Annotated in this window: 19 protein-coding genes; 11 read left to right on the forward strand and 8 right to left on the reverse strand. The window is 62.8% G+C overall.

What is annotated here, in order from left to right; all coding sequences use genetic code 11:
* Positions 1-47 precede the first annotated feature (47 nt).
* Positions 48-647 carry a prepilin peptidase gene (locus tag AC5RT3_RS01495; protein WP_494123328.1) on the reverse strand — a complete coding sequence of 200 codons (600 nt, stop codon included), beginning with the start codon at positions 645-647 and terminating at the stop codon, positions 48-50.
* A 360-nt stretch (positions 648-1,007) separates the two neighbouring features.
* On the opposite strand from AC5RT3_RS01495, the gene rplM reads away from it, so the two are divergent.
* Together rplM and rpsI are read left to right on the forward strand one after the other, a co-directional pair.
* The gene (gene rplM, locus AC5RT3_RS01500; RefSeq protein ID WP_009358699.1) at positions 1,008-1,451 is read left to right on the forward strand and encodes a 50S ribosomal protein L13; all 444 of its coding nucleotides are present in this window, start codon (positions 1,008-1,010) and stop codon (positions 1,449-1,451) included.
* Positions 1,452-1,490: 39 nt separating this feature from the next.
* Positions 1,491-1,997: a 30S ribosomal protein S9 gene (gene rpsI, locus AC5RT3_RS01505; RefSeq protein ID WP_058266545.1), complete on the forward strand. Its 507-nt coding sequence runs from the start codon at positions 1,491-1,493 to the stop codon at positions 1,995-1,997.
* A gap of 315 nt (positions 1,998-2,312) precedes the next feature.
* Here rpsI and AC5RT3_RS01510 read toward each other — a convergent pair whose 3' ends face one another.
* The 4 genes from AC5RT3_RS01510 to AC5RT3_RS01525 all read right to left on the reverse strand — a co-directional run bounded on the left by AC5RT3_RS01510 (position 2,313) and on the right by AC5RT3_RS01525 (position 9,177).
* The gene (locus tag AC5RT3_RS01510) at positions 2,313-3,803 is read right to left on the reverse strand and encodes a glycosyltransferase family 87 protein (RefSeq protein ID WP_494123329.1); all 1,491 of its coding nucleotides are present in this window, start codon (positions 3,801-3,803) and stop codon (positions 2,313-2,315) included.
* Positions 3,804-4,026: 223 nt separating this feature from the next.
* Positions 4,027-5,976, reverse strand: a complete 1,950-nt coding sequence (locus tag AC5RT3_RS01515) for an ArnT family glycosyltransferase (protein WP_494123330.1) — start codon at positions 5,974-5,976, stop codon at positions 4,027-4,029.
* Positions 5,948-7,597 (reverse strand): glycosyltransferase family 39 protein, encoded by a 1,650-nt coding sequence (locus tag AC5RT3_RS01520; RefSeq protein ID WP_494123331.1) that lies wholly within the window; start codon positions 7,595-7,597, stop codon positions 5,948-5,950. Before AC5RT3_RS01520 ends, AC5RT3_RS01515 begins: the two co-directional genes overlap by 29 nt.
* A 335-nt stretch (positions 7,598-7,932) precedes the next feature.
* Positions 7,933-9,177 carry a bifunctional glycosyltransferase family 2/GtrA family protein gene (locus AC5RT3_RS01525; RefSeq protein WP_494123332.1) on the reverse strand — a complete coding sequence of 415 codons (1,245 nt, stop codon included), beginning with the start codon at positions 9,175-9,177 and terminating at the stop codon, positions 7,933-7,935.
* Positions 9,178-9,481: 304 nt separating this feature from the next.
* On the opposite strand from AC5RT3_RS01525, the gene AC5RT3_RS01530 reads away from it, so the two are divergent.
* Positions 9,482-10,606: an acyltransferase family protein gene (locus tag AC5RT3_RS01530; RefSeq protein WP_494123333.1), complete on the forward strand. Its 1,125-nt coding sequence runs from the start codon at positions 9,482-9,484 to the stop codon at positions 10,604-10,606.
* 132 nt (positions 10,607-10,738) lie between these two features.
* Entirely contained in the window at positions 10,739-12,100 is a 1,362-nt protein-coding gene (gene glmM, locus AC5RT3_RS01535; RefSeq protein ID WP_494123334.1) for a phosphoglucosamine mutase, read from the forward strand.
* Positions 12,101-12,158: 58 nt separating this feature from the next.
* On the opposite strand, the gene mscL is transcribed toward glmM, so the two are convergent.
* Positions 12,159-12,563, reverse strand: a complete 405-nt coding sequence (mscL, locus tag AC5RT3_RS01540) for a large conductance mechanosensitive channel protein MscL (protein WP_494123335.1) — start codon at positions 12,561-12,563, stop codon at positions 12,159-12,161.
* A 243-nt stretch (positions 12,564-12,806) separates the two neighbouring features.
* Here mscL and AC5RT3_RS01545 point away from each other — a divergent pair, with 243 nt between their 5' ends.
* Positions 12,807-13,151: a hypothetical protein gene (locus AC5RT3_RS01545; RefSeq protein ID WP_494123336.1), complete on the forward strand. Its 345-nt coding sequence runs from the start codon at positions 12,807-12,809 to the stop codon at positions 13,149-13,151.
* Positions 13,152-13,215: 64 nt separating this feature from the next.
* Here AC5RT3_RS01545 and AC5RT3_RS01550 read toward each other — a convergent pair whose 3' ends face one another.
* Together AC5RT3_RS01550 and coaA are read right to left on the reverse strand one after the other, a co-directional pair.
* Positions 13,216-14,082, reverse strand: coding sequence for a M15 family metallopeptidase (locus AC5RT3_RS01550; protein ID WP_494123337.1), 867 nt, complete (start codon positions 14,080-14,082; stop codon positions 13,216-13,218).
* Positions 14,083-14,087: 5 nt separating this feature from the next.
* On the reverse strand, positions 14,088-15,083 hold the full coding sequence (gene coaA, locus AC5RT3_RS01555; protein ID WP_494123338.1) for a type I pantothenate kinase: 996 nt from the start codon (positions 15,081-15,083) through the stop codon (positions 14,088-14,090).
* Positions 15,084-15,192: 109 nt separating this feature from the next.
* On the opposite strand from coaA, the gene glmS reads away from it, so the two are divergent.
* From glmS to treZ, 6 genes are all read left to right on the forward strand, one after another.
* The gene (gene glmS, locus AC5RT3_RS01560; protein WP_494123339.1) at positions 15,193-17,085 is read left to right on the forward strand and encodes a glutamine--fructose-6-phosphate transaminase (isomerizing); all 1,893 of its coding nucleotides are present in this window, start codon (positions 15,193-15,195) and stop codon (positions 17,083-17,085) included.
* Between the two features lie 4 nt (positions 17,086-17,089).
* A complete protein-coding gene (locus tag AC5RT3_RS01565) occupies positions 17,090-17,437 on the forward strand; it encodes a holo-ACP synthase (RefSeq protein WP_479771618.1) in 348 nt (115 codons plus the stop codon).
* A 30-nt stretch (positions 17,438-17,467) separates the two neighbouring features.
* On the forward strand, positions 17,468-19,060 hold the full coding sequence (locus AC5RT3_RS01570; RefSeq protein ID WP_494102951.1) for an NAD(P)H-hydrate dehydratase: 1,593 nt from the start codon (positions 17,468-17,470) through the stop codon (positions 19,058-19,060).
* Positions 19,061-19,124: 64 nt separating this feature from the next.
* Positions 19,125-21,380 carry a glycogen debranching protein GlgX gene (glgX, locus tag AC5RT3_RS01575; RefSeq protein WP_494008891.1) on the forward strand — a complete coding sequence of 752 codons (2,256 nt, stop codon included), beginning with the start codon at positions 19,125-19,127 and terminating at the stop codon, positions 21,378-21,380.
* Entirely contained in the window at positions 21,377-23,707 is a 2,331-nt protein-coding gene (gene treY, locus AC5RT3_RS01580; protein WP_494123340.1) for a malto-oligosyltrehalose synthase, read from the forward strand. The genes glgX and treY overlap by 4 nt, the downstream gene beginning before the upstream one ends.
* A complete protein-coding gene (gene treZ / locus AC5RT3_RS01585; protein WP_494123341.1) occupies positions 23,704-25,473 on the forward strand; it encodes a malto-oligosyltrehalose trehalohydrolase in 1,770 nt (589 codons plus the stop codon). Before treY ends, treZ begins: the two co-directional genes overlap by 4 nt.
* Positions 25,474-25,562 lie beyond the last annotated feature (89 nt).

Below are 25,562 nucleotides of genomic sequence, written 5' to 3' on the forward strand. Positions count from 1 at the left end.
ATGTGGCAGCGACTTAGAAGAAGACTTGTAAGGTTGTCGAGCGTTTGCTACAGAAAGAAGAGGCTGGCAGCTGCAAGGGCACCAAGCATTGAAGGTCCATGAGCGATTTCTGTGGCTCTATCCCGGCCTTTTCGACTGAGTACGGCGACTGTAACTAGGCCGTTCACAATAAACCCGAGGAGGCCGCCATAGAGCAGCTGGGTCCAGCCTAGGTACCCGAGGTATAGGCCGACAGGCCCTGCCAGTTTTACGTCACCCATTCCGATGCCACCCGGCGAAATTAGTCCCAGGATCAGGTATGCGGCGAACAAAATGACGGCGCCGAACAGTGCCCGCAGGAGAGCATTCCCCTGCTGATCAAACAAAGCGGGGACTAGAAGCAGAATTAGGGCACCCGCAAGCAGCATTAATACGAGCGGGTTAGGCAGCAAATGGTGAGCGACGTCAATCCTGGCGAGCTGCACGCCCATAACGGCAAGGAATAGGAAAGCCGGCAGTCCGAAAGAAATCCCAAACCTCAAAACAAAGGCGGCGCACGCGACCCCGGTGAACGCTGCCGTCGTAATGCGAACGGGAAAGGCGGGCAGTCCGCCCAGCCTTGGCAGGCACCGGGCGATGAGGACCTCAGCAAGGGGGGAGAGGACCATGCCCAGGATTGCAGCGCCAAGGACAAGGAGCCACTCAACCGAACCCTGGCTACCTATTGCAAACACCGCGACCCCCTGCGTTGGTCAGGCCGGCGGACCTAGTGTCCCGTCCGGCTACCCCATTTTGACCCTGAACCCCCTGACGCGCTAATCTTGGTAGTCGTTGTGCGTGTCCTATTCCGATGGTGCGTGCCCGCTTGAGAATCCGGTTGCAGGATGACTACTCAACGGTCACATTCGGAACCACAGGATGACTGGTTACATAGAGCCCTCACCTCTGTTCCGGTAGCGCGCAGACAGTAGGTGCACGAGCTAGTGACACCTAAACAAGAACGCCAGAACAAGAACGAGGCAAACACCGTGCGTACGTACACCCCGAAGCCCGGCGATATCAACCGCCAGTGGCACGTCATTGACGCCACAGACGTTGTCCTTGGTCGTCTTGCAAGCCAGACCGCAATCCTGCTGCGCGGCAAGCACAAGGCCACCTATGCATCCCACATGGACATGGGCGACTTCGTCATCATCATCAACGCTGAGAAGGTTGCCCTTACCGGCGCCAAGCTGGAGCAGAAGCGCGCATACCGCCACTCCGGCTACCCGGGCGGCCTGACCTCCGTCAACTACGCGGAACTGCTGGAATCCAACCCTGTCCGCGCCGTGGAGAAGGCCATCAAGGGCATGCTCCCCAAGAACTCCCTGGCTGCCCAGCAGCTCGGCAAGCTGAAGGTGTACCGCGGTGCTGAGCACCCGCACGCCGCCCAGCAGCCCAAGACTTTCGAAATCACCCAGGTCGCCCAGTAGTCCTGGCCACCAAACAACTTACTTAATACAAGGAGAATCGTGGCTCAGAACGAAGAACTGACCACCGAGGCCGTTGAGGCCGAGGAAAACCTGACCAGCTACACCTCTGAGAGCTCAGCTGCCGAAGCTGCTCCCAAGAAGGAGCGCCCGGCCCTGACCGTTGCCGGCGCAGCTGTTGGCCGCCGCAAGGAAGCCGTTGCACGCGTTCGCGTTGTGCCCGGCACCGGCAAGTGGACCATCAACGGCCGGGAACTGGCGAACTACTTCCCGAACAAGCTGCACCAGCAGGATGTTAACGAGCCCTTCAAGATCCTCGATCTCGAAGGCGCCTACGACGTCATCGCCCGCATCCACGGCGGCGGCATCTCCGGCCAGGCCGGCGCCCTGCGCCTTGGCATCGCCCGTTCGCTGAACGAGATCGACGTCGAGAACAACCGCGCCACGCTGAAGAAGGCCGGTTACCTGTCCCGCGACGCTCGTGTCATCGAGCGTAAGAAGGCGGGTCTCAAGAAGGCCCGTAAGGCCCAGCAGTACTCCAAGCGCTAATCCCGCTTGCACAGAAGCCCGTCCCGCCATTGGCGGGGCGGGCTTCTGCGTGTACGCCCGGTAGGGCAGCTGCCTGGAGGTGAGTCCATTGAACAAGAAAGCCTACCTATGGAATCTGCGTCGTCCTCCGGTTTGGCAAGAAACCCGAGGCGAATCCCTGTGCAAGACGAACCACGCGGAAGACACGCGAATCGGTACGAGCCAGAAGCATAACGGGAGTTATCGTTCGGGTATTATGCGACACCGGTTGCCACGCCTTGGATGGCAGAGACGCACGGCAGACGCTTTACCAACCATTTGGCCACCGCAACGGGTTCATCGGCGCTTGCACACTCTTTCCTTCTCTTGACTGCACAGGTACTCCGCCTCCAGGAGGGTGTTTATCCCTTCCAAGTATTCATTCCATTTTTCCCGTCCTGGAACCGGTGCGGCCGAAGCGTCCATGATGATGACATCTGCCCCGGCCACGCACTCAGCATTCTCTTGAAGATGTTCCCGGGAATCAAATGGGTACTGATGGAACCTCGGGCACAGCAGATTCCACTTACTCAATCCATAAGCGTGTCCGTCATCATAGTTCAGGCCCACCCTCGCGTAATCACCCTTTGGTGCTATCGACAAGACTGACCGGGCCTCCGAGGAGAGTTCACTCAGGGCTGCAACAGACTGTCCCATTGTCCTTACGGACTCGTAATACCTCTCCGGACCGGCAGTCCCGGAGAGAAGCAACGCGAAGCAAAGGGCGCCCAAGGCCATGACACCTGGCTTGTCAACAAATGACTCTTGCAGGTACGCAGCCAGGTCGACAGCCAGCAGGACGGCGGCGGTGTATATAACCTGACCATGATGATCCCACATCCCCGTGGCCGCTAAAACGGCAAGTCCTGCACCGAGGGCCATCAGTTGACACACGAAGAGTGTCCTTTCCGCCGCCCTGTCAGCAGTAGAGCTCGCCGCCCTCCGCTTGGCTCTGAGCATTAGGACAAGGCCAGCACACAACGTTGCGAGTGTCAGAAGGAATGGCAAGGAAACCACCCGCAGAAGGTGCTCCATCGTCGGATGCAGTCCACTGACATTCTGTGTTGCTTGGGAGTAGGAGATGTTGAGGACTAGAGAGCGCAAGTAAGGGATCAACTCTCCCCGTAGGTGCAGAATCAGCACCACGAGGCCGGCTGCAACCGTGAACCCAACCGCAACACGAGCCAGGGCGGTCCACTGGCGGCGCATCGACATCACTATGATCACCATCGCGAAGGCGACAGGTAACATGACAACTTTCAGAAAGGCCACGATGGCCAACAGCGACCCGGCTACTGTGTATTGGGAGCGGAGGGCAAGCGCAGTAGCCATAAGCGCAACTGCAATGCCGGGCAGATGTGTCATTCCTGCTATGTACATCCCACCGGTAAGGACGATTGGTGTGAGGACAAATCCGGAGAAGACGGCTACCTTATCGTTGCAGCCGCGCCAACTAGCAATCATCCTGGTAGCGGCAGCCGCTGCCAGAAGCCACGAAAGTTCCAGAATGATATCGGAATAGGGCGATATAAGTCGTCCAAGAGCGATGGTGTAGAAGAAGAGGGGGTCTTTGTTGTCCCAAACATCCAGATAGAGGGTGTCTCCTGCGAGCAGTCGCTCGGCAACAGAAACGAAAATTCCTCTGTCTTCTCTCAGATTGGGTATGAGGACTGGAAGCACCGCCAGCCATGACAGGACCACAAGGAACAGAAACCCCTTTTCCAAGGAGCTTGGAAATTCGGCAGCCTTACTGGACTGGACAGGACCTTCCACCACATCGGCTGACATAGCCAAACCCCCAATCAAAGTGATTTAAGATTTCTGTTCTAGAAGGATTCGGAGATTCTGCCCTTCAGTAGTAACCAGTTGTTCGAAGGCTATGCCCAAGGACTCAGATTATTGTTCCTGTCGGCGGACACAGTGCAATCTCACGAAGGGCTATGAGCGAGGACCGCACGCCGCTTGCCCTAATTAGGATCGTGAATCCTACCGTCCTACTCGTGGCCTTTCGCTAGCGCTTGCGGAGGTGGTACACCGTAGTGCTTCCTAGCTTTTCAGAGTCAAAGTTATTCTCGACCCACCTAGATATCGTAGCCGATGTTGATTCGGCTTCCTGGACCTCAACAAATGCTTCCTGCTGGACAAAGAAACAAATCTCTCCTGCCGCCACCCTATTCTTGAATTCGTCAAGGGTCGGAGAGGGGTCATTCCCAGCGAAACCTCCGACAGGCATAACAGGACGACCGGATTCCAGTTGCATACGGGCCGCACTTTGGCTGGCGTATGTAGCAGCGGCCCAAACGCAACCTTTTGAGCTGGCTAACACCACTATCATTTCGGCGTCTGGAACGCGCCCAAACACGATGTCATGCCCCCAAGCGGGTTCGTTGTTGTACAGCGATTTGAGGAGATGACTGATGCTAGCTTGGTTCTTAGACAACACACCGGAAACTGGGTTGGAGCCGTTGAAGGCAACCGAGACGTTGCGGACGGAAGTAATTACAGGTGCGCACAACAGCGACACGGCAAGAAGCGACGCGGCAGCAATGGCGACTTGCATGTTGGGTGGCCTGACAACCAGCGCTGAGATGGCGATAATCCCTGCGGAAACGATCGCCCAGGCCAGCCATTCCGGCCACCCGCTAGTGCTACTCAGTATCAACCATGAAGAAACTAGTCCGACCATTGCAACTACTGCCCCGGTAACACGGAATAGTGATCTGTGTTGATTACTGAAGATGGTATGGAGCGTGATTCCGAGAACTAATGCAACTGGGGGTCCCAATGCTGCTGTGTAATAGGTGTGGATTTGGTTACCCATGAAACTAAGCAATAAGAAAGTTGTCAGCAGCCAGATGCCCGAGATGAGTGCTAGGGGACGAAGAAGCGTAGAATCAGGAAGCGCTTTCCAATACAGAGCCAGCATGAGCACAGCAACGAGAGCAGCGAAAAGTAGCCAGGAGCTTTCCTGATTGTAGTTTGCATTAAGGAGCCTGAATATGCCTGCATCAGTTGCGACCCTGCGATATTCGCTCGGTGCCTGCATTGCTTCGGGCAAGCTGCCGCCGCGTGCGAGCCGATCCAGACCGTTATAGGCGAAGGTTAGCTCCATAACACTGTTGGAGGTTGATCCGCCCACATACGGGCGCTCCTTTTCTGGAATCATGTCCACAACGATCATCCACAAGCTGCCCGTCACTACGAGGGCAACTGCCGCCCCGGCTGCGGTGGCCAGCCGCTTGGACCATTGCTGGGGGCTGAACAGCAGGTAAGTTATTCCAAGAGCAGGGATGCTTATCAGCCCCTGAAGCTGCTTCGTCATGAAGGCTAGGCCCAAAGACGCACCGGCGACTAGAAAGAAACGCCCGCGCCCGGTCTCGATTGTGTGGAGCGTGAACCAGACTGCTGAAACCATCAGTAGCAACATGAGAGGATCGGGATTGTTGTAGCGTGACATGAGTGTAACTATGGGTGTCGTGAAGAATACGACTGCTCCTGAGAGGGCAGCGACACCGGAAACGCACTTCCGGAGGATCAAGTAGATCAGCAGGGTAGTTCCCACCCCCATAAGTACCTGCGGAAGCAACATGGCTGTGGGATTGAAGCCGAACAGCCGAAGAGAAAGGCCCATTACCCAGAGGCTAAGTGGTGGCTTATCCACCGTAATTGTATTACCCCAGTCGGAGGACCCAAAGAAAAAGGCTTTGGCATCCATCGTCCCCGCTTGGAGCGCGGCACTGTAATAATGGTTTGCCCAACCGTTGGCGCCTAAATTCCAGGTGTAGAGCAAGGTGTTTGCCGCCAGGATGCTCAGTAACGCCAGCCGCTCCCACCTCGTGCCATTAGAGGGCCCTGACCGCAGGGTCGTAAGAATGGAACTGGGATTCACGCGGCTGCAAGGCTGTGGCACTGGCGAACCAGGCTTCCTGATTTCATCCGCGGAGATCGTAGATTCGGACATCTTCAAGCACCTGCCCTCGGAAGTTGTCCCGGACCCAGTCAGAGATTGCTACTGTCTCCGAACTAAGCTCCCCGCGATCAAGCAGATCCTGCTGCCAAATGAAGTACCCTACCCGACGCTCAGCCACGAGGTTTTGAAACTGCGTTAGGCTCGGTGCAGGGTCTGTTCCTAGCCACCCCCCGAGCGGAATGACTGGTCGCCCAGACTCCAGCTGATATAGGGCGGCATTTTGCGCCGAGTAGGTTGCGGCAGCCCAAGTTTGTTCTGACGTTTCGTTCTTTAAAAGTGCGACAACTTGGGGCGAAGTGCGCGCGCCCAGCGCCGTCTGTTGTGCCCAGGAAGGGTGGCCCGCTTTTACTGCGATCATGAGTCTTGACATTGACATTGGGTCACTTCCAATGGGCCCTGATTGTGGGTTGGTGCCCATCTGCGGCGTTGTGATCGTAAAAAGGTTTGCGCCAACAGGCGCAACTAAGAAACTTGCCGCTAGTACAGCCGCTGTAACCATGGGCATGTTTCCTCTGGTTGACGCAATGAACCAAATGGCCGCAGCCGCCACCCCTAGGCCGCCTACTAGAAAGGGCATCCACACTGGCCATGCCTCACCATATTGCATGACTCTAACGGCCATGTAGGCGGATGCTCCCACCAAGACAGTCCCTAAAACCCGGAGAACAACCCGCTGCCGGAGGCGCCACAGGCAGGACAGTCCCAGAGCGAGAACCATCGCCAATGGTGCCCCCAGTGAATAGGTGTAGTACGTGTGAATCATCGTGCCCATGTAGCAAAGCACAAGTAGTGTGGTCGCGAACCAAACACTGGCAACCACAAGCAAATTCCGCTGCCTTAGCGACATGTTCAACGGGCGCTTCAGCGTGAACAAAATGGCGCAACAAACCATACTGGCAAACAGCAGCCATGCAATTTCTGGGGCGAAGTTGCCGTTGAATATGCGGGTAAAACCGCCGTTATAGGGTTTGACGTCATCCATTGCTGAGGCCCGCCCGCCTTCTGCATTCATTGGAATATGCATGAAGCGGGCTAACCCGTTGTAGTCCATGGTCAGTTCGACTGCACTATTGGTCACCGAACCCCCGATGTAAGGACGCTCGGAAGCAGGAGTGAGATCCACGATGGCCAACCATGCGCAGGCAGTTGCCAGGAGAACCCCGCAAGAAACAATAAGCTGGCGTATCCGTTGTGAGAGACGGCCCTGGCTGAAGAGGAGAACCGCCGCGAGCAGCGCCGGGATCACCAGGAAGGCCTGGATCTGTTTGGCCATGAAGCCCAAACCCAGCACGAACCCGGCTGACGCGAAGGTCCTAAGGCGGCCGGACTCCATTGCTTTCAGCGTCAGGTACACGGAAACAACCATCAGAAGCCCCATTAAAGGCTCTGGATTATTGAATCTCGACATTAGGAGCACGACAGGAGTTGTGGCATACACAGCCGCGGCAAAAAGCGCGGTGCGCGGACCAAAGGCATGTCGAACGATTCGGTAGATTAAGTAGCTGGTGGACACTCCCATGAGCGACTGAGGAACCAAAATGCTCCAACTGCTCAGCCCAAATATTCGAACAGAAAGGGACATCACCCAAATACTTAGTGGGGTCTTGTCCACCGTTATGAGGTTGCCCCACTCGAAAGACCCAAAAAAGAAGGCCTTCCAGTCTTGGGAGCCAGCCTGGGCCGCAGCAGCATAGTAGGGATTGGCCCATCCATTACTATCCAGTCTCCATAGGTAGAGCCCAAGGGTTAACCCTAGGAGGATGAGCAACGCGGGCCGTTCCCACCGCTCGTCCTGCGCTGGTCCCCGCAGGAGTGTAACGAAAAAGCGGCTCCATGGCTTGCCGCGAGAACTCCCCTTTTTTCTTGGTGCCCCCTGGAGCGTCCCTTCGTTGATTGTATTGCTGGGCCATCGTCCCGAGCTGGCGCCTACTTTATCTAGCAGCCTGCTCATAGTGCACCCCCGGCCGGTTCCAACGCATTCTTTGCTACAACGGCCGCTCGTCGCCCGCTGCGCCGTACCCGGAACACCCAAAGCCGGAGGAGCACGAACCGCATAAGCGTGGCAAAGATATTCGCGGCCGTAAGAGTGAGGAGTTCCAAATTTGGTGCGGCATCAGGCTGGGCCGCGTGCAGGGCCAGTAGGGAGGAGGAAGTTATGCTCCATGCCAGCAAGAAGACGATCAATCCCTGAACCTGCTGTGTGAACAGCTTTTCGGGCCCGCTGATTCCAAAAGTAAAGCGGCGATTGGCAGCCGTATTGCCCACCGCGGTGAGAAGAAGTGCGAGGAAGTTTGCTTCTTGGGCGCCAAAGGGGCCCTGCAGGACGAGGTACAGCAACGCGAAGGCGAGCGTTGACACAGCTCCCACAACACCGAAGCGGAGGACTTGACCAAAGAAGCTCGGCCGGCCTATTGGCACGATTGGCCGGCGTCCAAGCTCGGCATAGATCACCTGCACTGGAATAACGCCCTTCACCAAGGATCCCGCTACACGCGCCATCCCGCGAAGGTCGTCAAGAGCGGTCTGCTTTATGTCCACCCGGCTGTCAGGATCATCCACCCAGTCAACCGGGATTTCGTGGATGCGAAGTCCGGAACGCTCGGCAATAATCAGCAGCTCAGTATCAAAGAACCAACCGTTATCCTCCACATGCGGTAGCAGGCGCTTGGCAACCTCTGCACGAATCGCCTTGAAGCCGCATTGAGCATCAGAAAAGCGAACCTGCATTGTTCGGCGAAGCAGAAAGTTGTAGGAGCGCGAAATAAACTCCCGCTTGGGTCCCCGGCTTACTCGCGAACTTTGGCCCAGCCGCGTGCCGATGGAAATATCGGAGTGGCCTGAAAGTAGAGGTGCAACCAGCGGTGGAAGCGCTGCAAGATCGGTGGACAAATCAACGTCCAGGTAGGCGAGGACTTTGGCCTCCGAAGCGCTCCAGGCATCTCTCAGTGCGAGTCCGCGCCCTTTAACTTCAAGGCGCCGGTAATCGACGTTGGGCATGTGCTCGCTGAGTCGAGCGGCAATCACCGAAGTCCGGTCGGTGCTTGCATTATCGGCGATGGTGATTTTCCACGTCGACGGCATTTCGTGCGTCAGATATTCGGCGAGCCTTGTGATGCTGCTTTCGAGTACCGCTTCTTCGTTAAAGACCGGTACAACAATTTCGAGCGCCAAGCCCCCATAGCTAGGTGTCATGCATGGATCGTAGGGGCCGCCAAATAGGCGTGGCGAGGCTTTTGAGTAAAGACAGGTAGCAACGAAAAAAACCAAGTAGTCCGAGTGAGTCGCTCTGATGACGTGCAGGTACCGGGCCTGCCAACCCGAGTATGTGCTGTAGGGCGCACTCCTCCGGCGGCATTGGCTTTCGCACCTGGCGACCACGCCAAGAAACGGGAGTTAGACAGCCACGAACTTGCTAAAGATCTGCTCCTTGAGGGTTTTGGCATTCAAGTAGTCACTACTCGGGTGACATCTGCCGTTCGTCTAATACTCTTCACTGATGGGGGACTCGAAGACAACACACCAGACCTCGCGCTACAGCTCGCTTGACGGCCTTCGCGGACTTGCTGCGTTAGTTGTGGTGTTGACCCACTGCTGTCTCGTATCCCCGCAGCTCGCGAACGCTGTGCATACAGACGGAACCGGGCCGATGGATGCCTGGGTTTGGTGGGCAACGTTTACGCCGCTGCATTTGCTGTGGGCAGGGTCGGAGGCAGTGTATGTTTTCTTCATCTTGTCTGGGTTCGTACTGGCGTTGCCATTTTTTCGTGCTTCTCGGCCGAGCTGGATGGCCTACTATCCAAAGCGGCTGATCAGAATCTATCTACCAGTATGGGCATCCTTGGCTGCCGCGCTTTTGCTGACTTGGGTTGTTCCGCGGGAGTCCGATCCTGGACTCAGTTCCTGGGTGAACGAACACGATGAGGCGCCGAATGTTATGTTCGACGCTTTTCTCCTTGGTGGAGCCGGCGCGCTCAACGGACCGCTCTGGTCCCTACGATACGAAATGCTCTTCTCACTGCTCTTGCCTCTGTACATCATCCTTGTCCCTCCTACGCGCCGCTTGTGGTTTCCCGCTTTTCTGGGGTTACTCCTCCTAGTCGCAGTTGGAAATATCATTTACTCCCCACTGCCTGTGTATATGCCCATGTTCGGAATCGGCGTCTTGATGGCGTCTCGGCGGGAAGATCTAGAAAACTGGGGCCGGAAAATTCCAACAACTGGGTGGATAGCTCTGATGACCGCTTCTGTATTACTGCTCTGTTCACGCTGGCTATGGCCGCAGCTACCGGTCGTTATGTCACTGGCTACACTCGGGGGAGCGTTCTTGATTTTCGCCTTTATCGCTTGGCGGCCTGCAACTACTCTAGGAAGCAAGCCAGTAATCAGGTGGCTCGGCCTGCGGTCTTTCAGCCTTTACCTGGTTCATGAACCTATTCTCTTGGCCATTACTTTCGCCATGCGCTCCACCGACGTTCTGCAAATGACGTTGCTGACGTTGCTACTCTCGCTGCTCGCAGCCGAACTCTTCTTCCGTCTCGTCGAACAGCCCAGCCAGCGCCTCGCCGGCGCGGCTGGACGGATGATGAATCACCGCGGGCATCGCGGAGCGAAGGTAGGGTGACCGGATCCCGACCGACGTGCGGCAACTTCCGGGAGCTGGTTGTAAACCTGGTCTAAGCTTTTCCCTTACCCGTATCGAGCCTGCCAGTCTCCTGTTATCTGCCGCCCCTGGCCTATCCTCTAGACTTGACCGGTGTCTAGATTATTTGGAACTGATGGTGTCCGGGGGCTGGCCAACGGCCTGCTGACAGCAGAGCTGGCCATGCAGCTGGCCCAGGCGGCCGCCGTCGTGCTCGGCCACGACCGCAACTCCAACGGCTCCCGGCCCCGCGCCGTGGTAGCCCGCGACCCCCGCGCCAGCGGCGAATTCATCGCCGCCGCAGTGGAGGCCGGACTCTCCAGCTCCGGCGTGGACGTCTACGACGCCGGGGTCCTCCCCACACCGGCCGCGGCCTACCTGGTGGCGGACCTCAACGCCGACTTCGGCGTCATGATCTCCGCCTCGCACAACCCCGCGCCGGACAACGGCATCAAGTTCTTCGCCCGCGGCGGCCAGAAACTCCCCGACGACGTGGAAGACGCCATCGAGGCCCAGATGGCCAACGAGGCCGTCCGTCCCACCGGCGCCGACGTGGGACGCATCCAGCGCTTCTCCGACGCCGAAGACCGCTACATCGTCCACCTCCTCGGCACGCTGCCGCACAACCTCAACGGACTCACCGTGGTCCTGGACTGCGCCCACGGCGCCGCCAGCGGCTGCTCGCCCCAAGTCTTCAAGGACGCCGGCGCCGACGTCATCGTCATCGGCGCTGAACCGGACGGCCTGAACATCAACGACGGCGTCGGCTCCACCCACCTCGGCCCGGTCAAGGAAGCCGTAGTGAAGCACGGCGCCGATCTCGGCATTGCCCACGACGGCGACGCGGACCGCTGCCTCGCCGTGGACCACGAGGGCAACGAGGTGGACGGCGACCAGATCATGGCCATCCTCGCGGTCGCGCTCAAAGCCTCCGGCAAGCTGAGGGACGACGTCCTGGTAGCCACCGTCATGAGCAACCTCGGCCTGAAGATCGCGCTGCGCGAGGCAGGTATCAGCCTCCGCGAAACCGCAGTGGGGGACCGTTACGTCCTCGAATGCATGCGCGAGGGCGGCTACAGCCTCGGCGGCGAACAGTCCGGCCACGTCATCTTCTCCGACTACGCCACCACCGGCGACGGCCTTCTGACGGGCCTCCAGCTCGCCGCCCAGGTTGCCCTGACGAAGAAGCCGCTCAAGGAGCTGGCCACCGTGATGACCAAGCTCCCGCAGGTCCTCATCAACGTCAAGGGCGTGGACCGCACGCGGGTGGGCAGCAGCGAGGTCCTCGCGCAGGCCGTCGCCACCGCGGAAGCCACTCTCGGCGACACCGGGCGCGTCCTGCTCCGCCCCTCCGGCACAGAGCCGGTGGTCCGCGTCATGGTGGAAGCCGGTGACGAGGACACCGCACAGTCCATCGCCGAGCACCTCGCCCAGGTGGTCCGCACGGAACTCGCGCTGGAACTCGTCAGCGAGTAACTATAAACAAACAAGTGGCCCGCCTCCCAAAGGAGACGGGCCACAGTTGTTGGACAGGTCAGGAGGTCCGGCTCTTCAAGGCATCGCGGATCTCGGTCAGCAGGGCAATCTGCGGGTCCTCCGCCGATTCCTTCTTCACGTCCTGGCCGATCCCCAGCCGCCGGTTACGGCGCTCGATCATCACGTTCATCGGCATGACCACCACGAAATAGATGGCGGCCGAGATCAGCAGGAAGTTGACGATAGCTGTCAGCAGGACGCCGAACTCGATGGCGTTGCCGTTGAGGTCAACCTTTGCGAAGCTGTCAAAGTTCGGCGACCCAACCACCGCAGCGACAAAGGGCATCAGCACCTTGTTCACCAGCGCTGTTACCACCGAACCGAACGCGGTGCCGATCACAACGGCGACGGCAAGGTCAACCACATTGCCCTTCATGATGAAATTCTTGAATCCAGTCAGCATAAGAACCAACGTAGTGGAGGGCTGAAGGGCTCCCCAAACATAAGACTGGGCTATTTCATGCCGGAAGTCCTCCGGCAGCCCGGAGGTCTAGGGAGCACCCGCCAGCCCCCAAGTTATTCAGCAGGCTTTGATCAAGATCCTTGCTGGCCGTGGGACGGCCTTCATAGGGTCAGTGCATCATTCATCACGACCCGTGGTCGAGCCACCGCGGGCCTGTGTTACTTGCACACAGATTGGGGGACCATGACGGACCAGGACGTAGAGGTCGCACAAGCGCTCGAGGACGGCGGAACACTGGAAGTTGGGCGCACTCCTGCATGGGAAGTTAAGCACAAGTTGGAGCAGAACCCGGACGAGATGGTCCACTTCGTCTGCTGCCGTGACGTCGTCTGGCGGAAAGCCCTCTGCGGGTATGAGGAGCCCGAGATGACTATCGCACCGCAGGCTACGGTTTTTTGCACGATGTGTGTTGAGGTCATGACAGCAAAGAGCGGCGTGCCTTGGGACGGAAACTGCCCGGTCGACGACCAGCCGTGCCCTGACGAAGAGGCGATAGACAAGATCATTGACGAGCGGACCGCACGGTAGCGCTGGCTTTTTGTCTCCCTCACTGTCCTTGGGCTGAAGAGTTGCGCGGAGGGACTTCTCCGGCCTATGCGTACCCCGGCGCCGCCTCCACGCCGAAGTACTCCTCCAGCGTGAAGATGCCCCGGGCCGCCATGTCTGTGGCCGCCTCCACGCCGATGTACCGCAGGTGCCACGGCTCGTAGTAGTACCCCGTGATGGGGTGGAACATCCACGGGTACCGCACCACGAACCCGAACCGGTGCCCGTTCGCCTTCGCCCACACCGCCGCGGGCTGGTCCCTGAAGCACGGCTGGAACCCGCAGGCTCCGTTGCCGTCGGCAATGTCGAACGCCCACCCGGTCTGGTGCTCCGAATAGCCCGGGCGCGCGCTGGCGGTGTCGGCGTCGGCCTGGCCCCGCGCCGCCACATAGCTGTTGTATGTGGCCACCTGGGTGGCATACGACCGGTAGCCGCTCGCCAGCACCATCGAGACGCCGTCCCGCCCGGCCGCCGCGAACATCGCCTCGGCCGCTGCCGCCGTCGTGCTGTTCAGCAGGGCAGCCTCCCCGGACGCGGTCATCGCGACGGCGGGGCGCACCAGGTCCGCCGGCGCGTACGCCGCCGGCACCAGCGGCCGGCGCTTGTTGACGATCACCCACGGGCTCGCCGGGTCCGTCAGGGAGAACTGCCGCGGCAGCACGGCGGAGGGCGACGGCGAAGGGGCGGCTTCAGGAGCTGCGGGAGGCGCCGCGGCGGCCTCCGCCGTCGGGGTGGCCGAGGCGGTGGAAGCAACGGGGGAGGGGGACGTTAAGGGAGGAGCCGACGACGGCGCGGCCGCCGGGGGTGCCTCCGGCGTGCAGGCCGTCAGGACAGTCAGTCCGGCGCCTGCCGCCAGGAAACGCGTGAAGCTTCGACGGCTGGAAAAGGGTGAGCCGGAGCAGTCGTGGCACACCTGTGCTACACCTTCCGCAGCAGCATGCGTCGGACCGTGTGGTCGGCCTCTTTGGTGAGCACCAGCTGCGCCCGGCCGCGGGTGGGCAGGACGTTCTCCTCCAGGTTGGGCTCGTTGATGCGCTTCCAGATCTCCCGGGCGGTGGTCTCCGCTTCCTCGTCGGACAGGCTGGCGTAGCGGTGGAAGTAGGATTCCGGCTGCGCGAACGCCGTGCTCCGCAGTTTCCGGAACCGGTCCACGTACCACTCCTCGATGTAGGACGTCTTGGCATCCACATAAATGGAGAAGTCAAAGAAGTCGCTCAGCGCCAGGCCCTGCCGGCCGTCATGCCGGGGCCGCGCGGGGGCCAGCACGTTCAGGCCCTCCACAATCAGGACGTCCGGCCGGCGGACCACCACTTCCTTGCCCGGAACAATGTCGTACGTGACATGCGAGTACCAGGGTGCGCGGACCTCCTCGGCCCCGCCCTTGATCTCGCTTACGAATCGGAGGAGCGCGCGCCGGTCATAGGACTCCGGAAAGCCCTTGCGGTCCAGCAGCTGGCGGCGCTTAAGCTCAGCCAGGGGATAGAGGAAACCGTCAGTGGTGATCAGCTCCACATTGGGGGTGCCCGGCCAGCGGCGCAGCATCTCGCGGAGCACGCGGGCGATGGTGGACTTCCCCACAGCCACGGAACCGGCAACGCCGATCACGAACGGGGTGCGCTGGGTCTGCTCGCCCAGGAAGGTGGTGGTGGCCGCATGCAGCTGGCCCGCCGCCTCAACGTACAGGTGCAGCAGCCGCGACAGGGGCAGGTAGACCTCCCGGATCTCTGTCATGTCCAGGGGATCGCCCAGGCCGCGCAGACGGACAATATCCTCTTCGTTAAGAGGCTGTTCCATCTGTGCTGCCAGCCTGGACCAGGTCTGCCGGTCCAGCTCCACGAACGGGGAGACACCCTCTCCATTCGCCTCGTTGCGTTGCAAAGTCACGCTAGTGATTCTGCCCCGCCCCCGGCACATAGCGAAATGCGGGCACTCGTCCGGGCGCCGGCCGCCTGCAACATATAAGTCCTCCGGGGCTCGGCCTCGCGTTTTAAAGCTACGGCTCCCAGCCGATAGTCTTTAGCGTATGTGTGGAATCGTGGGATATGTGGGCCGTCCGGTTGACGGTGTAATTGCCGGTCACAGTGCGTTGGATGTTGTCCTGGAGGGGCTGCGCCGCCTGGAGTACCGGGGCTACGACTCCGCCGGGGTGGCGGTGGTGTCCAAGGGCAGCATCGAGGCGCGGAAGAAGTCCGGGAAGCTGAGCAACCTGGTGGCCGAGCTGGAGGCCCGGCCGCTGCCGGAGACCGTGACCGGGATCGGCCACACCCGGTGGGCGACGCACGGCGGCCCGACGGATAGGAACGCGCATCCGCACCTGGCCGACGGCGGCAGGCTCGCCGTGATCCACAACGGCATCATCGAGAACTTCGCCGAGTTGAAGCTGGAGCTGCTGGACAAGGGCGTGGAGTTCCTCTCCGAGACGGACACCGAGGTGGCTGCCGCGCTGCTGGCGGACATTTTCCGGAACACGCTGGGCGGGGACACGTCCGACGGCGGCCTGACCCGGGCCATGGAGCTGGCCTGCCAGCGCCTTGAGGGCGCGTTCACCCTTCTGGCGGTGCACGCTGACCAGCCCGATGTGGTGGTGGCGGCGCGCCGCAACTCACCTTTGGTGGTCGGTTTGGGCGAGGGGGAGAACTTCCTGGGCTCTGACGTGTCCGGGTTCATTGACTACACCCGCCGGGCGGTGGAGCTGGGCCAGGACCAGATTGTCACCATCACCGCGGACACGGTGGAGATCACGGACTTTTTCGGCAACCCGGCAGCGGGCAAGGAATACCACGTGGACTGGGACCCGGCCTCGGCTGAAAAGGGCGGCTTCACCTCCTTCATGGAGAAGGAAATTCATGACCAGCCCGACGCCGTGGCGCAGACCCTGCTGGGCCGGTCTGACATCAACGGCAAGCTGACCCTGGACGAGCTGCGGATCGATGTTGAACGCCTGAAGCAGGTGAACAAGATCATCGTGCTGGCCTGCGGTACCGCGGCCTACGCGGGCACGGTGGCGAAGTACGCCATCGAGAACTGGTGCCGGATCCCCACCGAGGTGGAGCTTGCGCACGAGTTCCGCTACCGCGACCCGATCCTGGACGCAAATACCCTGGTGGTGTCCATCAGCCAGTCGGGCGAGACCATGGACACCCTGATGGCTGTCCGCTACGCCCGGGAACAGGGCGCCAAGACCATCTCCATCTGCAACACCAACGGTTCCACCATCCCGCGCGAGTCCGACGCCGTGCTGTACACGCACGCCGGCCCGGAGATCGCGGTGGCCTCCACCAAGGCGTTCCTGGCCCAGATCACGGCGGCGTACCTGCTGGGCTTGTACCTGGCCCAGCTGCGCGGCAACATCTTCTCCGGCCAGATCAAGGACGTCCTCGCGGACCTGAACAAGATCCCCGCGAAGATCCAGAAAATCCTGGATAACGCCGGACCGCTGCGCGAACTTGCCCGGAGCATGGCGGATGAGAAGTCCGTGCTGTTCCTGGGCCGGCACGTGGGCTACCCGGTGGCGCTTGAGGGTGCGCTGAAGCTGAAGGAAATCGCGTACATCCACGCCGAGGGCTTCGCCGCCGGTGAGCTCAAGCACGGCCCCATCGCCCTGATCGACGAGGGCCAGCCGGTGTTCGTGGTGGTCCCGTCCCCGCGCGGCCGCGACTCGCTGCACGCCAAGGTGGTCTCCAACATCCAGGAAGTCCGCGCACGCGGCGCCCGCACCCTGGTCATCGCCGAGGAAGGCGACGAGGCGGTCAAGGCCTACGCAGAGCACGTCTTCTACGTCCCCGAGACGCCCACCCTGCTGATGCCGCTGCTGACCACCGTCCCGCTGCAGATCTTCGCCGCGGAACTCGCCGCGGCCAAGGGCTACGACGTGGACCAGCCCCGCAACCTGGCCAAGAGCGTCACCGTAGAGTAGTGCCATGATCGTAGGCATTGGGGTAGACGTCGTTGACATTGATCGGTTCGGCCGGCAGCTGGAGCGCACACCGGGTCTTCGGGACCGTTTGTTCGTCCCCGCAGAGCGGGAACTGAACATCCGGTCCCTGGCCGCCCGGTTCGCCGCCAAGGAAGCCGTGGCCAAGGTCCTGGGTGCGCCCGCCGGCATGAACTGGCAGGACTGCTGGATCGGCCTGGACCACAACGGGCCCACCGTCCAGGTCAAAGGCACCGTGCTGGCCGTGGCCGAGGCCAAGGGCGTCAAGCGCTGGCACCTTTCCATCAGCCACGACGGCGGGATAGCCACCGCCACTGTCTTGGCCGAGGGCTGATCCTGCCCCGGCCCGGCCCCAGGTGACCGGATGATCAGCGCCTTCACCGGAACGCAGGTCCGGGCCGCCGAGGAACCCCTCCTCGCGGCCGGACTGGGCGACGTCCTGATGCAGCGCGCCGCCCACGGGCTGGCCAACGCCGTCATCATCGAACTCCGTACCCGCGGCCGCCGCATTTACGGCGCGCGCCTCGTAGTGCTGGCCGGCAAGGGCAACAACGGCGGTGACGGGCTCTACGCCGCTTCCTTCCTCGCCGCCCGCGGGATGCGTACGACGGCGGTCCTCACCTCGGGTGCGGGCCACCCGCAGGCTCTGGCTGCCTTTGAGCGCGCTGGCGGACGCGCCCATGACATCGACGGGGCGGCACCCGGCGAGCTGGCGGCCGAAGCCGCACGGGCCGACGTCGTGATTGACGCGATCCTGGGAACGGGAGCCCAGGGTGGGCTGCGGGGGAGTGCGGCCGCATTCGTCAAGGCCATAACCGGGGCCCGCCGGCAGGCCGGGCACGGATTCGTGGTGGCCTGCGACCTGCCCAGCGGGGTGGACGCCGATACCGGCGCGGCGGTGGAACCCGTCCTGGCGGCCGACGTCACCGTGACCTTCGGGGCCGCCAAGAGCGGGCTGCTGGCCGACCCCGGTGCGGACTATGCCGGCCGGGTCCACGTGGTGCCCATCGGCATCGAGGACAACTTTCCCCGCCCGTCCGTACGCAGGCTGGAAGCGCAGGACATCGCTGAACTCCTGCCGGAGCCCGACCGCCGCGCCCACAAATACTCGCGCGGCGTCCTGGGTGTGGTGGCGGGATCCACAACCTACCCGGGGGCCGCCGTCCTGGCCTGTCGTGGCGCGCTTGCCGCAGGCGTGGGCATGGTGCGGTACCTGGGCCCGCCGGAGGTGGCGGACCTGGTGCGCCAGTCCTGCCCGGAAGTGGTGTGCAGCACCGGCTCCGTGGCCGACAACCGGGTGCAGGCGTGGCTGGTGGGTTCCGGGATGGGCCCGGATGACCATGACCAGCTGGCGCGGGCCCGGGACGCCGTTGACTCCGGGCTCCCCGCGGTGGCCGACGCCGGCGCCCTGCCGGCCCTTCCCGAAAGGCTTGCCCCGCACGTGGTCCTCACGCCGCACGCCGGCGAGCTCGCCACGCTGCTGCAGCGCCTGGGCGGGCCCGAAGACCGTGCCGCCGTGGAAGGGGCGACGATGGACGCGGTCCGCCGCGCGGCCGCACGGACCGGTGCCACGGTCCTGCTGAAAGGCGCCACCACCCTGGTGGCCGCACCTTCGGGCGACGTCTACAGCCAGGCGGACGGCACACCGTGGCTCGCCACCGCCGGCAGCGGCGACGTCCTGGCCGGCATCATCGGTGCGCTGCTCGCCCAGGCGAATGCCGGCGTCGAACGCTTGAATGGGCTCTCCGCTGACGAGGACGGCCGGTGGGCCACCTTTGCCGCGCTGGGAGCGGCGCTGCACGGCAAGGCCGGGAGGGCGGCGTCGGACGCCAATTCGGGAGGTCCGATCACTGCTGGCGTAATCGCCAGCGCGATTCCCGGCGTCTGGGGTAAAGTCAGCATGCTTAGCAATCCGGGTGGCCCGAAACGTAATAGTCACAGCCACCCGCTACGGTAGGCATAGTTCGCACCGGCAGCTGGGGGCGGTTCTGGACCGCTGCCGACCAACGATGAGGAGCATTATGGAAGTCTGGCCTGGATCGGCTTATCCGCTTGGCGCCACCTACAACGGCACCGGCACCAACTTCGCCCTGTTCAGCGAACGAGCAGAAAAAGTGGAACTGTGCCTCTTTGACGATGACGGCAAGGAAACCCGCATCGCGCTGGACGAAGTGGACGGCTACGTGTGGCACTGCTACATCCCGCAGATCCAGCCCGGCCAGAAGTACGGCTACCGCGTGCACGGGACCTACGATCCCGCCTCGGGCAACCGGTTCAACCCGAACAAGCTCCTGCTGGACCCCTACGCCAAGGCCATCCACGGCCAGATCGACTGGGATCCCGCGCTGTTCACCTACAACCTGGGCGAGCCCGACTCCGTCAACGACGCTGACTCAGCCAAGCACATGATGATGGGCGTCGTCATTAACCCGTTCTTTGACTGGGAGGGCGACCAGCAGTTGCGCATCCCCTACCACCAGTCCGTCATCTACGAGGCCCACGTCAAGGGCCTCACCCAGCTACACCCGGACGTGCCCGAGGAACAGCGTGGAACCTACGCCGGCGTGGCGCATCCCGCCGTCATCGCCCACTTGCAGAAGCTCGGCGTCACCGCCATCGAGCTCATGCCCGTGCACCAGTTCGTTAATGACGGAACCCTTGAGGACAAGGGCCTGAACAACTACTGGGGCTACAACACAATCGGCTTCTTCGCGCCCCAGAACACCTACAGCTCCACGGGCGATACCGGCATGCAGGTCCAGGACTTCAAGGCCATGGTCCGCTCATTGCACAAGGCGGGCATCGAAGTCATCCTTGACGTGGTCTACAACCACACCGCCGAAGGCAACCACCTGGGCCCCACGCTGTCCTTCAAGGGCATCGACAACGCCGCCTACTACCGGCTGATGGAGGGCGACGAAAAGCACTACATGGACTACACGGGCACCGGCAATTCCCTGAACGTCCGGCACCCGCACTCGCTGCAGCTCATCATGGACTCGCTGCGCTACTGGGTCACCGAAATGCACGTGGACGGCTTCCGCTTCGACCTCGCCTCCACGCTGGCCCGTGAATTCTATGACGTGGACAAGCTGTCCACCTTCTTCGAACTCATCCAGCAGGATCCGGTAGTTTCCCAGGTCAAGCTCATTGCCGAGCCGTGGGACGTCGGCCCCGGCGGCTACCAGGTGGGCAACTTCCCGCCGCAGTGGACCGAATGGAACGGCAAGTACCGCGACACCGTCCGCGACTTCTGGCGCGGCGAGCCCGCCACCTTGGGTGAGTTCGCCTCCCGCATCACCGGCTCGGCGGATCTCTACGAGCACTCCGGCCGCCGTCCCGTGGCCTCGATCAACTTCGTCACCGCACACGACGGCTTCACCCTGGCGGACCTGGTGTCCTACAACGAGAAGCACAACGAGGCCAACGGCGAGGGCAACAACGACGGCGAGTCCCACAACCGGTCCTGGAACTGCGGTGCCGAAGGTCCCACGGACGATCCAAAGGTGCTGGCGCTCCGGGCCCGCCAGCAGCGTAACTTCATCGCCTCGCTGCTCCTGTCCCAGGGCGTGCCCATGCTCCTGCACGGTGACGAGTTGGGCCGCACCCAGCAAGGCAATAACAATGGGTACTGCCAGGACTCCGAATTGACGTGGATCAACTGGGACAGCATCGACCAGCCGCTGATCGAGTTCACCGCCGCCGTCAATGCGCTCCGCGCCAAGCATCCCACGTTCCGCCGCAGCCGGTTCTTCGACGGACGGCCCGTCCTACGGGGAGAAGGCGAACGGCTGCCGGACATCGTATGGCTGGACCCGTCCGGCGAGACGATGAAACCCGAAGCCTGGGACAGCGGGTTCGGCCGCTCAGTGGGCGTCTTCCTGAACGGGGACGGCATCCAGGGCAAGGACACCCGGGGTCGCAGGATCACCGATGTGAGCTTCCTGATGTTCTTCAATGCCCACGATGACACCGTCAAGTTCACGCTGCCTTCAGACGAGTACGCACCGGCCTGGGACGTCATCATTGACACTGCCGGGCAGAACGCCGACACTGAACCGGTTTCCGCCGGACAGCCGTTGCCGGTTGAGGCCAAGTCCCTGGTGGTCTTGCGCGCCCACACTGTTGAGGAAGTCGAGCCGGACCACTCCGTTGCAGCTTCGCTGGCCGCGCTCACGCAGACGTCCAGCAGCGAGACGGAGACCATCAGCACCCCCGTGGTGGCGGAACCCGGAAAGACCACCAAGGTGGGGGAGCGGAAGGCTGGGAAAAAGTGAGGGCACCCGCATCCACGTACCGGCTGCAGATCCGCAGCAGTTTCACGCTGTTTGATGCCGCCGAACAGGTTCCGTACCTGAAATCGCTGGGTGTGGACTGGGTATACCTCTCACCCATCCTCACCGCGGAGCAGGGCTCGGACCACGGCTACGACGTGACCGACCCCTCCGCCGTCGACCCCGCCCGCGGCGGCCCGGAAGGACTGCTGGCGCTGTCCAAGGCAGCCCGCGAGCACGGCATGGGCGTCCTGGTGGACATCGTCCCCAACCACGTTGGGGTTGCCTCACCGCCGCAGAACCCTTGGTGGTGGTCGCTGCTCCGGGAGGGCCGCGGCTCGCCCTACGCCGAAGCCTTCGACGTCGACTGGGACCTCGGCGGCGGCAAGATCCGGCTGCCCATGCTGGGCTCGGATGAGGACCTGGACAAGCTGGAAGTGGTGGACGGCGAGCTCCGCTACTACGACCACCGCTTCCCGGTGGCTCCGGGCACCTACACGGAGGGTGACTCCCCGCAGGACGTCCACAGCCGCCAGCACTACGAGCTCATGGGGTGGCGCCGCGCCGATGCCGAGCTCAACTACCGCCGCTTCTTTGCCGTCACCACGCTGGCGGGCATCCGGGTGGAGGACCCCAAGGTCTTCGAGGAAGCCCATGCCGAGGTGGGTCGCTGGTTCCGTGAGGGACTGGTGGACGGACTCCGGGTAGACCACCCGGACGGTCTGGCCGATCCGGCCGGGTACCTCCGCTGGCTGAAGGACCTCACGGGCGGGGCCTATGTCCTGGTGGAAAAGATCCTGGAGCCGGGCGAGGTCCTGCCCGGCGACTTCGCCTGCGAGGGAACCACCGGCTACGACGCCCTGGCGGACGTGGACCGCGTGTTCGTGGACCCGGCCGGCCAGGCTGCCCTGGACTCACTGGACGCTGATCTGCGCGGGACGTCCGGGCCGGCGGACTATGCGGAGATGATCCGCGGCACCAAACGCATGATCGCGGACGGCATCCTGCGGTCCGAGGTGCTGCGCCTGGCCCGGCTTGTGCCGGAATCCTACGGACTGGCCCTGGAACAGGCGGCGGATGCGATCGCCGAGATCATCGCCGCCTTCCCGGTCTACCGCACCTACCTGCCCACCGGCGCCGAGGTCCTCAAGGAAGCGTGCGAGTCCGCGGCCGAACACCGGCCGGACCTCGCCGTTGCCGTGGGAACCCTCCTGCCGCTGCTGCTGGACCCCTCCAACCCGATCGCGGTCCGGTTCCAGCAGACCTCCGGCATGGTGATGGCCAAGGGCGTGGAGGACACTGCGTTCTACCGCTACACCCGGCTGGGAACCCTGACCGAGGTGGGTGCCGAACCCACTGAATTCGCGGTCACCCCCGACGAATTCCACCACCGGATGCGCCGCCGGCAGGAGGACCTGCCCCTGTCCATGACCACCATGTCCACCCACGACACCAAGCGCAGCGAGGACGCCCGGGCCAGGATCTCCGTGATCGCCGAACTCCCGCAGGAGTGGACCGCCACGCTGAAGACCCTTCGGGAGCTGGCGCCGGTCCCGGACGGCCCGTACGAGAACCTGCTGTGGCAGGCCGTCGTCGGGGCCTGGCCCGCCAGCCGGGAACGGCTCCAGGGCTACGCGTCGAAGGCCGCCCGCGAGGCGGGCAACTCCACCAAGTGGACAGAGCCCAACGAGGACTTCGAGTCCGCAGTGAAGGCTGCGGTGGACGCCGCGTTCGACAACCCCCGGGTCAACAGGGCCGTGGAGGAGTTCGTGACACGGATTGACGCCTATGCCGCCTCCAACGCAGTGTCGGCCAAACTGGTCCAGCTCACCATGCCGGGCGTGCCGGATGTCTACCAGGGCAGCGAGCTCTGGGAACGGTCCTTGACGGACCCGGACAACCGTCGGCCGGTGGACTTCGCACTCCGGGCCGCCGAGCTGGAGAAGCTCGACGCCGGGACGTTGCCGGACGCCGGGACGGAAACCAGCAAGCTCCTGGCCACGTCGCGGGCACTCCGCCTGCGCCGGGACCGGCCGGAACTGTTCCAGGGCTACAAGCCGGTTGCTGCTTCCGGCGCCGCGGCCGGCCACCTGCTGGCGTTTTCCCGCGGCGCCTCGGAAACATCGCCCGGAGCGGTGACTCTGGCCACCCGGCTGCCCGCGGGACTGGAAGCCGGCGGCGGCTGGCGGGACACCGCCGTCGAACTCCCCGCGCTGATGCGTGACGAACTGACCGGGGCCGCCTTCGGGCCGGGACCCGTTTTGGTGGCGGATGTCCTGGGTACCTACCCGGTGGCTTTGCTGGTTCCGGTGGATGGAGAGAACGCATGACCCTCGTCAATGACGGTCCCGAACGCTTCGATGTGTGGGCGCCGGACGCCGCGACCGTGGTCCTGCTGGCTGATGGCCGGCAGTACCCGATGCAGAAGAAGGAGACGGCGCCCGGCTCGGAAGGATGGTGGACCGCCCCCAGCGCCCCAGCCCAGGGCGACGTGGACTACGGCTACCTGCTGGACGGGGATAGCAAGCCCCTGCCCGACCCCCGGTCCCGCCGGCTTCCGTCGGGCGTCCACGAACTGTCCAGAACGTTCGACCCCGCCTCCTACGCCTGGCAGGACTCCGGATGGCGCGGCAAGGGCCTGTTGGGCTCGGTAATCTACGAACTCCACGTTGGCACGTTCACGCCTGCCGGAACCCTGGACGCCGCGGCGGAAAAGCTGGGCTACCTGGCCGGGCTGGGCATCGACTTCGTGGAACTGCTGCCCGTCAACGGGTTCAACGGAACCCACAACTGGGGCTACGACGGCGTCCAGTGGTACACCGTGCATGAGGGCTATGGCGGGCCGGCGGCGTACCAGCGGTTCGTCGACGCGGCCCACGCCGCCGGGCTCGGCGTCATCCAGGACGTGGTCTACAACCACCTCGGACCCAGCGGCAACTACCTGCCCAAGTTCGGCCCCTACCTCAAGCAGGGGGACGCGAACACGTGGGGCGACTCCCTGAACCTGGACGGTGGCGGCTCGGACGTGGTGCGTGAATACATCCTGGACAACGCTGCCCTCTGGCTGCGGGACTACCACGTGGACGGGCTCCGCCTGGACGCCGTGCACGCCTTCCGGGACGAGCGCGCCGTGCACCTCCTCGAGGACCTTGGTGCCTTGGGTGATGCCATGGCCGCGGAAACGGGGCTGCCCAAGACGCTCATCGCGGAATCGGACCTGAACAATCCGCGCCTGCTCTACCCGCGGGATGCCAACGGCTACGGGCTGGCGGGGCAGTGGAGCGACGACTTCCACCATGCGGTCCACGTCAACGTCAGCGGCGAAACCACCGGGTACTACTCCGACTTCGACTCCCTGGCCGTGCTCGCCAAGGTGCTGAAGGACGGGTTCCTGCATGACGGAAGCTACTCCAGCTTCCGCGGGCGGCACCACGGCCGGCCCATCAACACCGCACTGGTGCACCCTGCGGCGCTGGTGGTCTGCAACCAGAACCACGACCAGATCGGCAACCGGGCCACGGGGGACAGGCTCTCGCAGTCGCTGTCCTACGGGCAGCTCGCCGTGGCTGCGGTGCTCACGCTCACGTCGCCGTTCACCCCCATGTTGTTCATGGGGGAGGAATGGGGTGCCTCCACGCCGTGGCAGTTCTTCACGTCGCACCCCGAACCCGAGCTCGGTAAGGCCACCGCGGAAGGGCGCATCAAGGAGTTTGAGCGCATGGGGTGGGATCCCGCCGTCGTGCCCGATCCCCAGGACCCGGAAACCTTCCGCCGGTCCAAGCTGGACTGGGACGAGGCCGCCAGCGGCGACCACGCGCGGCTGCTGGACCTGTACCGGCAGCTGACCGCGCTGCGCCGCCAGCACACCGAGCTGGCCGGGCTGGGGTTCACCGAAACGGACGTGACGTTCGACGACGACGAGCGCTGGCTGCGGTTCCGCCGAGGCAGCGTCGAGGTGCTGATCAACTTCTCGGACGCAAAAACACGGCTGGACGGGGCCTCCGGCTCCGTGCTGCTGGCCACGGACGAGGGAACCGGACTGGAGGGCGAGTCCCTTGCCCTGGCGCCGTGGAGCGCAGCAATCCTCAAATCATGACTGTCGGACTGAAGCGGCGCCGCGGGCCGGCATTTGTCAGCCCGCGGCGTAACTTTCCATCGTTGTCATGTTACGGGGATCACAGCTGG

The organism is Arthrobacter sp. Y3221159 (assembly GCF_059089885.1).

Bases quoted from the DNA above. Each gene is read 5' to 3' on its own strand.
- AC5RT3_RS01495 (WP_494123328.1), bottom strand. From the start codon at position 647: ATGGTCCTCTCCCCCCTTGCTGAGGTCCTCATCGCCCGGTGCCTGCCA.
- AC5RT3_RS01510 (WP_494123329.1), bottom strand. From the start codon at position 3,803: ATGTCAGCCGATGTGGTGGAAGGTCCTGTCCAGTCCAGTAAGGCTGCC.
- AC5RT3_RS01515 (WP_494123330.1), bottom strand. From the start codon at position 5,976: ATGTCCGAATCTACGATCTCCGCGGATGAAATCAGGAAGCCTGGTTCG.
- AC5RT3_RS01525 (WP_494123332.1), bottom strand. From the start codon at position 9,177: ATGACACCTAGCTATGGGGGCTTGGCGCTCGAAATTGTTGTACCGGTC.
- AC5RT3_RS01530 (WP_494123333.1), top strand. From the start codon at position 9,482: ATGGGGGACTCGAAGACAACACACCAGACCTCGCGCTACAGCTCGCTT.
- mscL (WP_494123335.1), bottom strand. From the start codon at position 12,563: ATGCTGACTGGATTCAAGAATTTCATCATGAAGGGCAATGTGGTTGAC.
- AC5RT3_RS01545 (WP_494123336.1), top strand. From the start codon at position 12,807: ATGACGGACCAGGACGTAGAGGTCGCACAAGCGCTCGAGGACGGCGGA.
- coaA (WP_494123338.1), bottom strand. From the start codon at position 15,083: ATGTGCCGGGGGCGGGGCAGAATCACTAGCGTGACTTTGCAACGCAAC.
- glmS (WP_494123339.1), top strand. From the start codon at position 15,193: ATGTGTGGAATCGTGGGATATGTGGGCCGTCCGGTTGACGGTGTAATT.
- AC5RT3_RS01565 (WP_479771618.1), top strand. From the start codon at position 17,090: ATGATCGTAGGCATTGGGGTAGACGTCGTTGACATTGATCGGTTCGGC.
- AC5RT3_RS01570 (WP_494102951.1), top strand. From the start codon at position 17,468: ATGATCAGCGCCTTCACCGGAACGCAGGTCCGGGCCGCCGAGGAACCC.
- glgX (WP_494008891.1), top strand. From the start codon at position 19,125: ATGGAAGTCTGGCCTGGATCGGCTTATCCGCTTGGCGCCACCTACAAC.
- treZ (WP_494123341.1), top strand. From the start codon at position 23,704: ATGACCCTCGTCAATGACGGTCCCGAACGCTTCGATGTGTGGGCGCCG.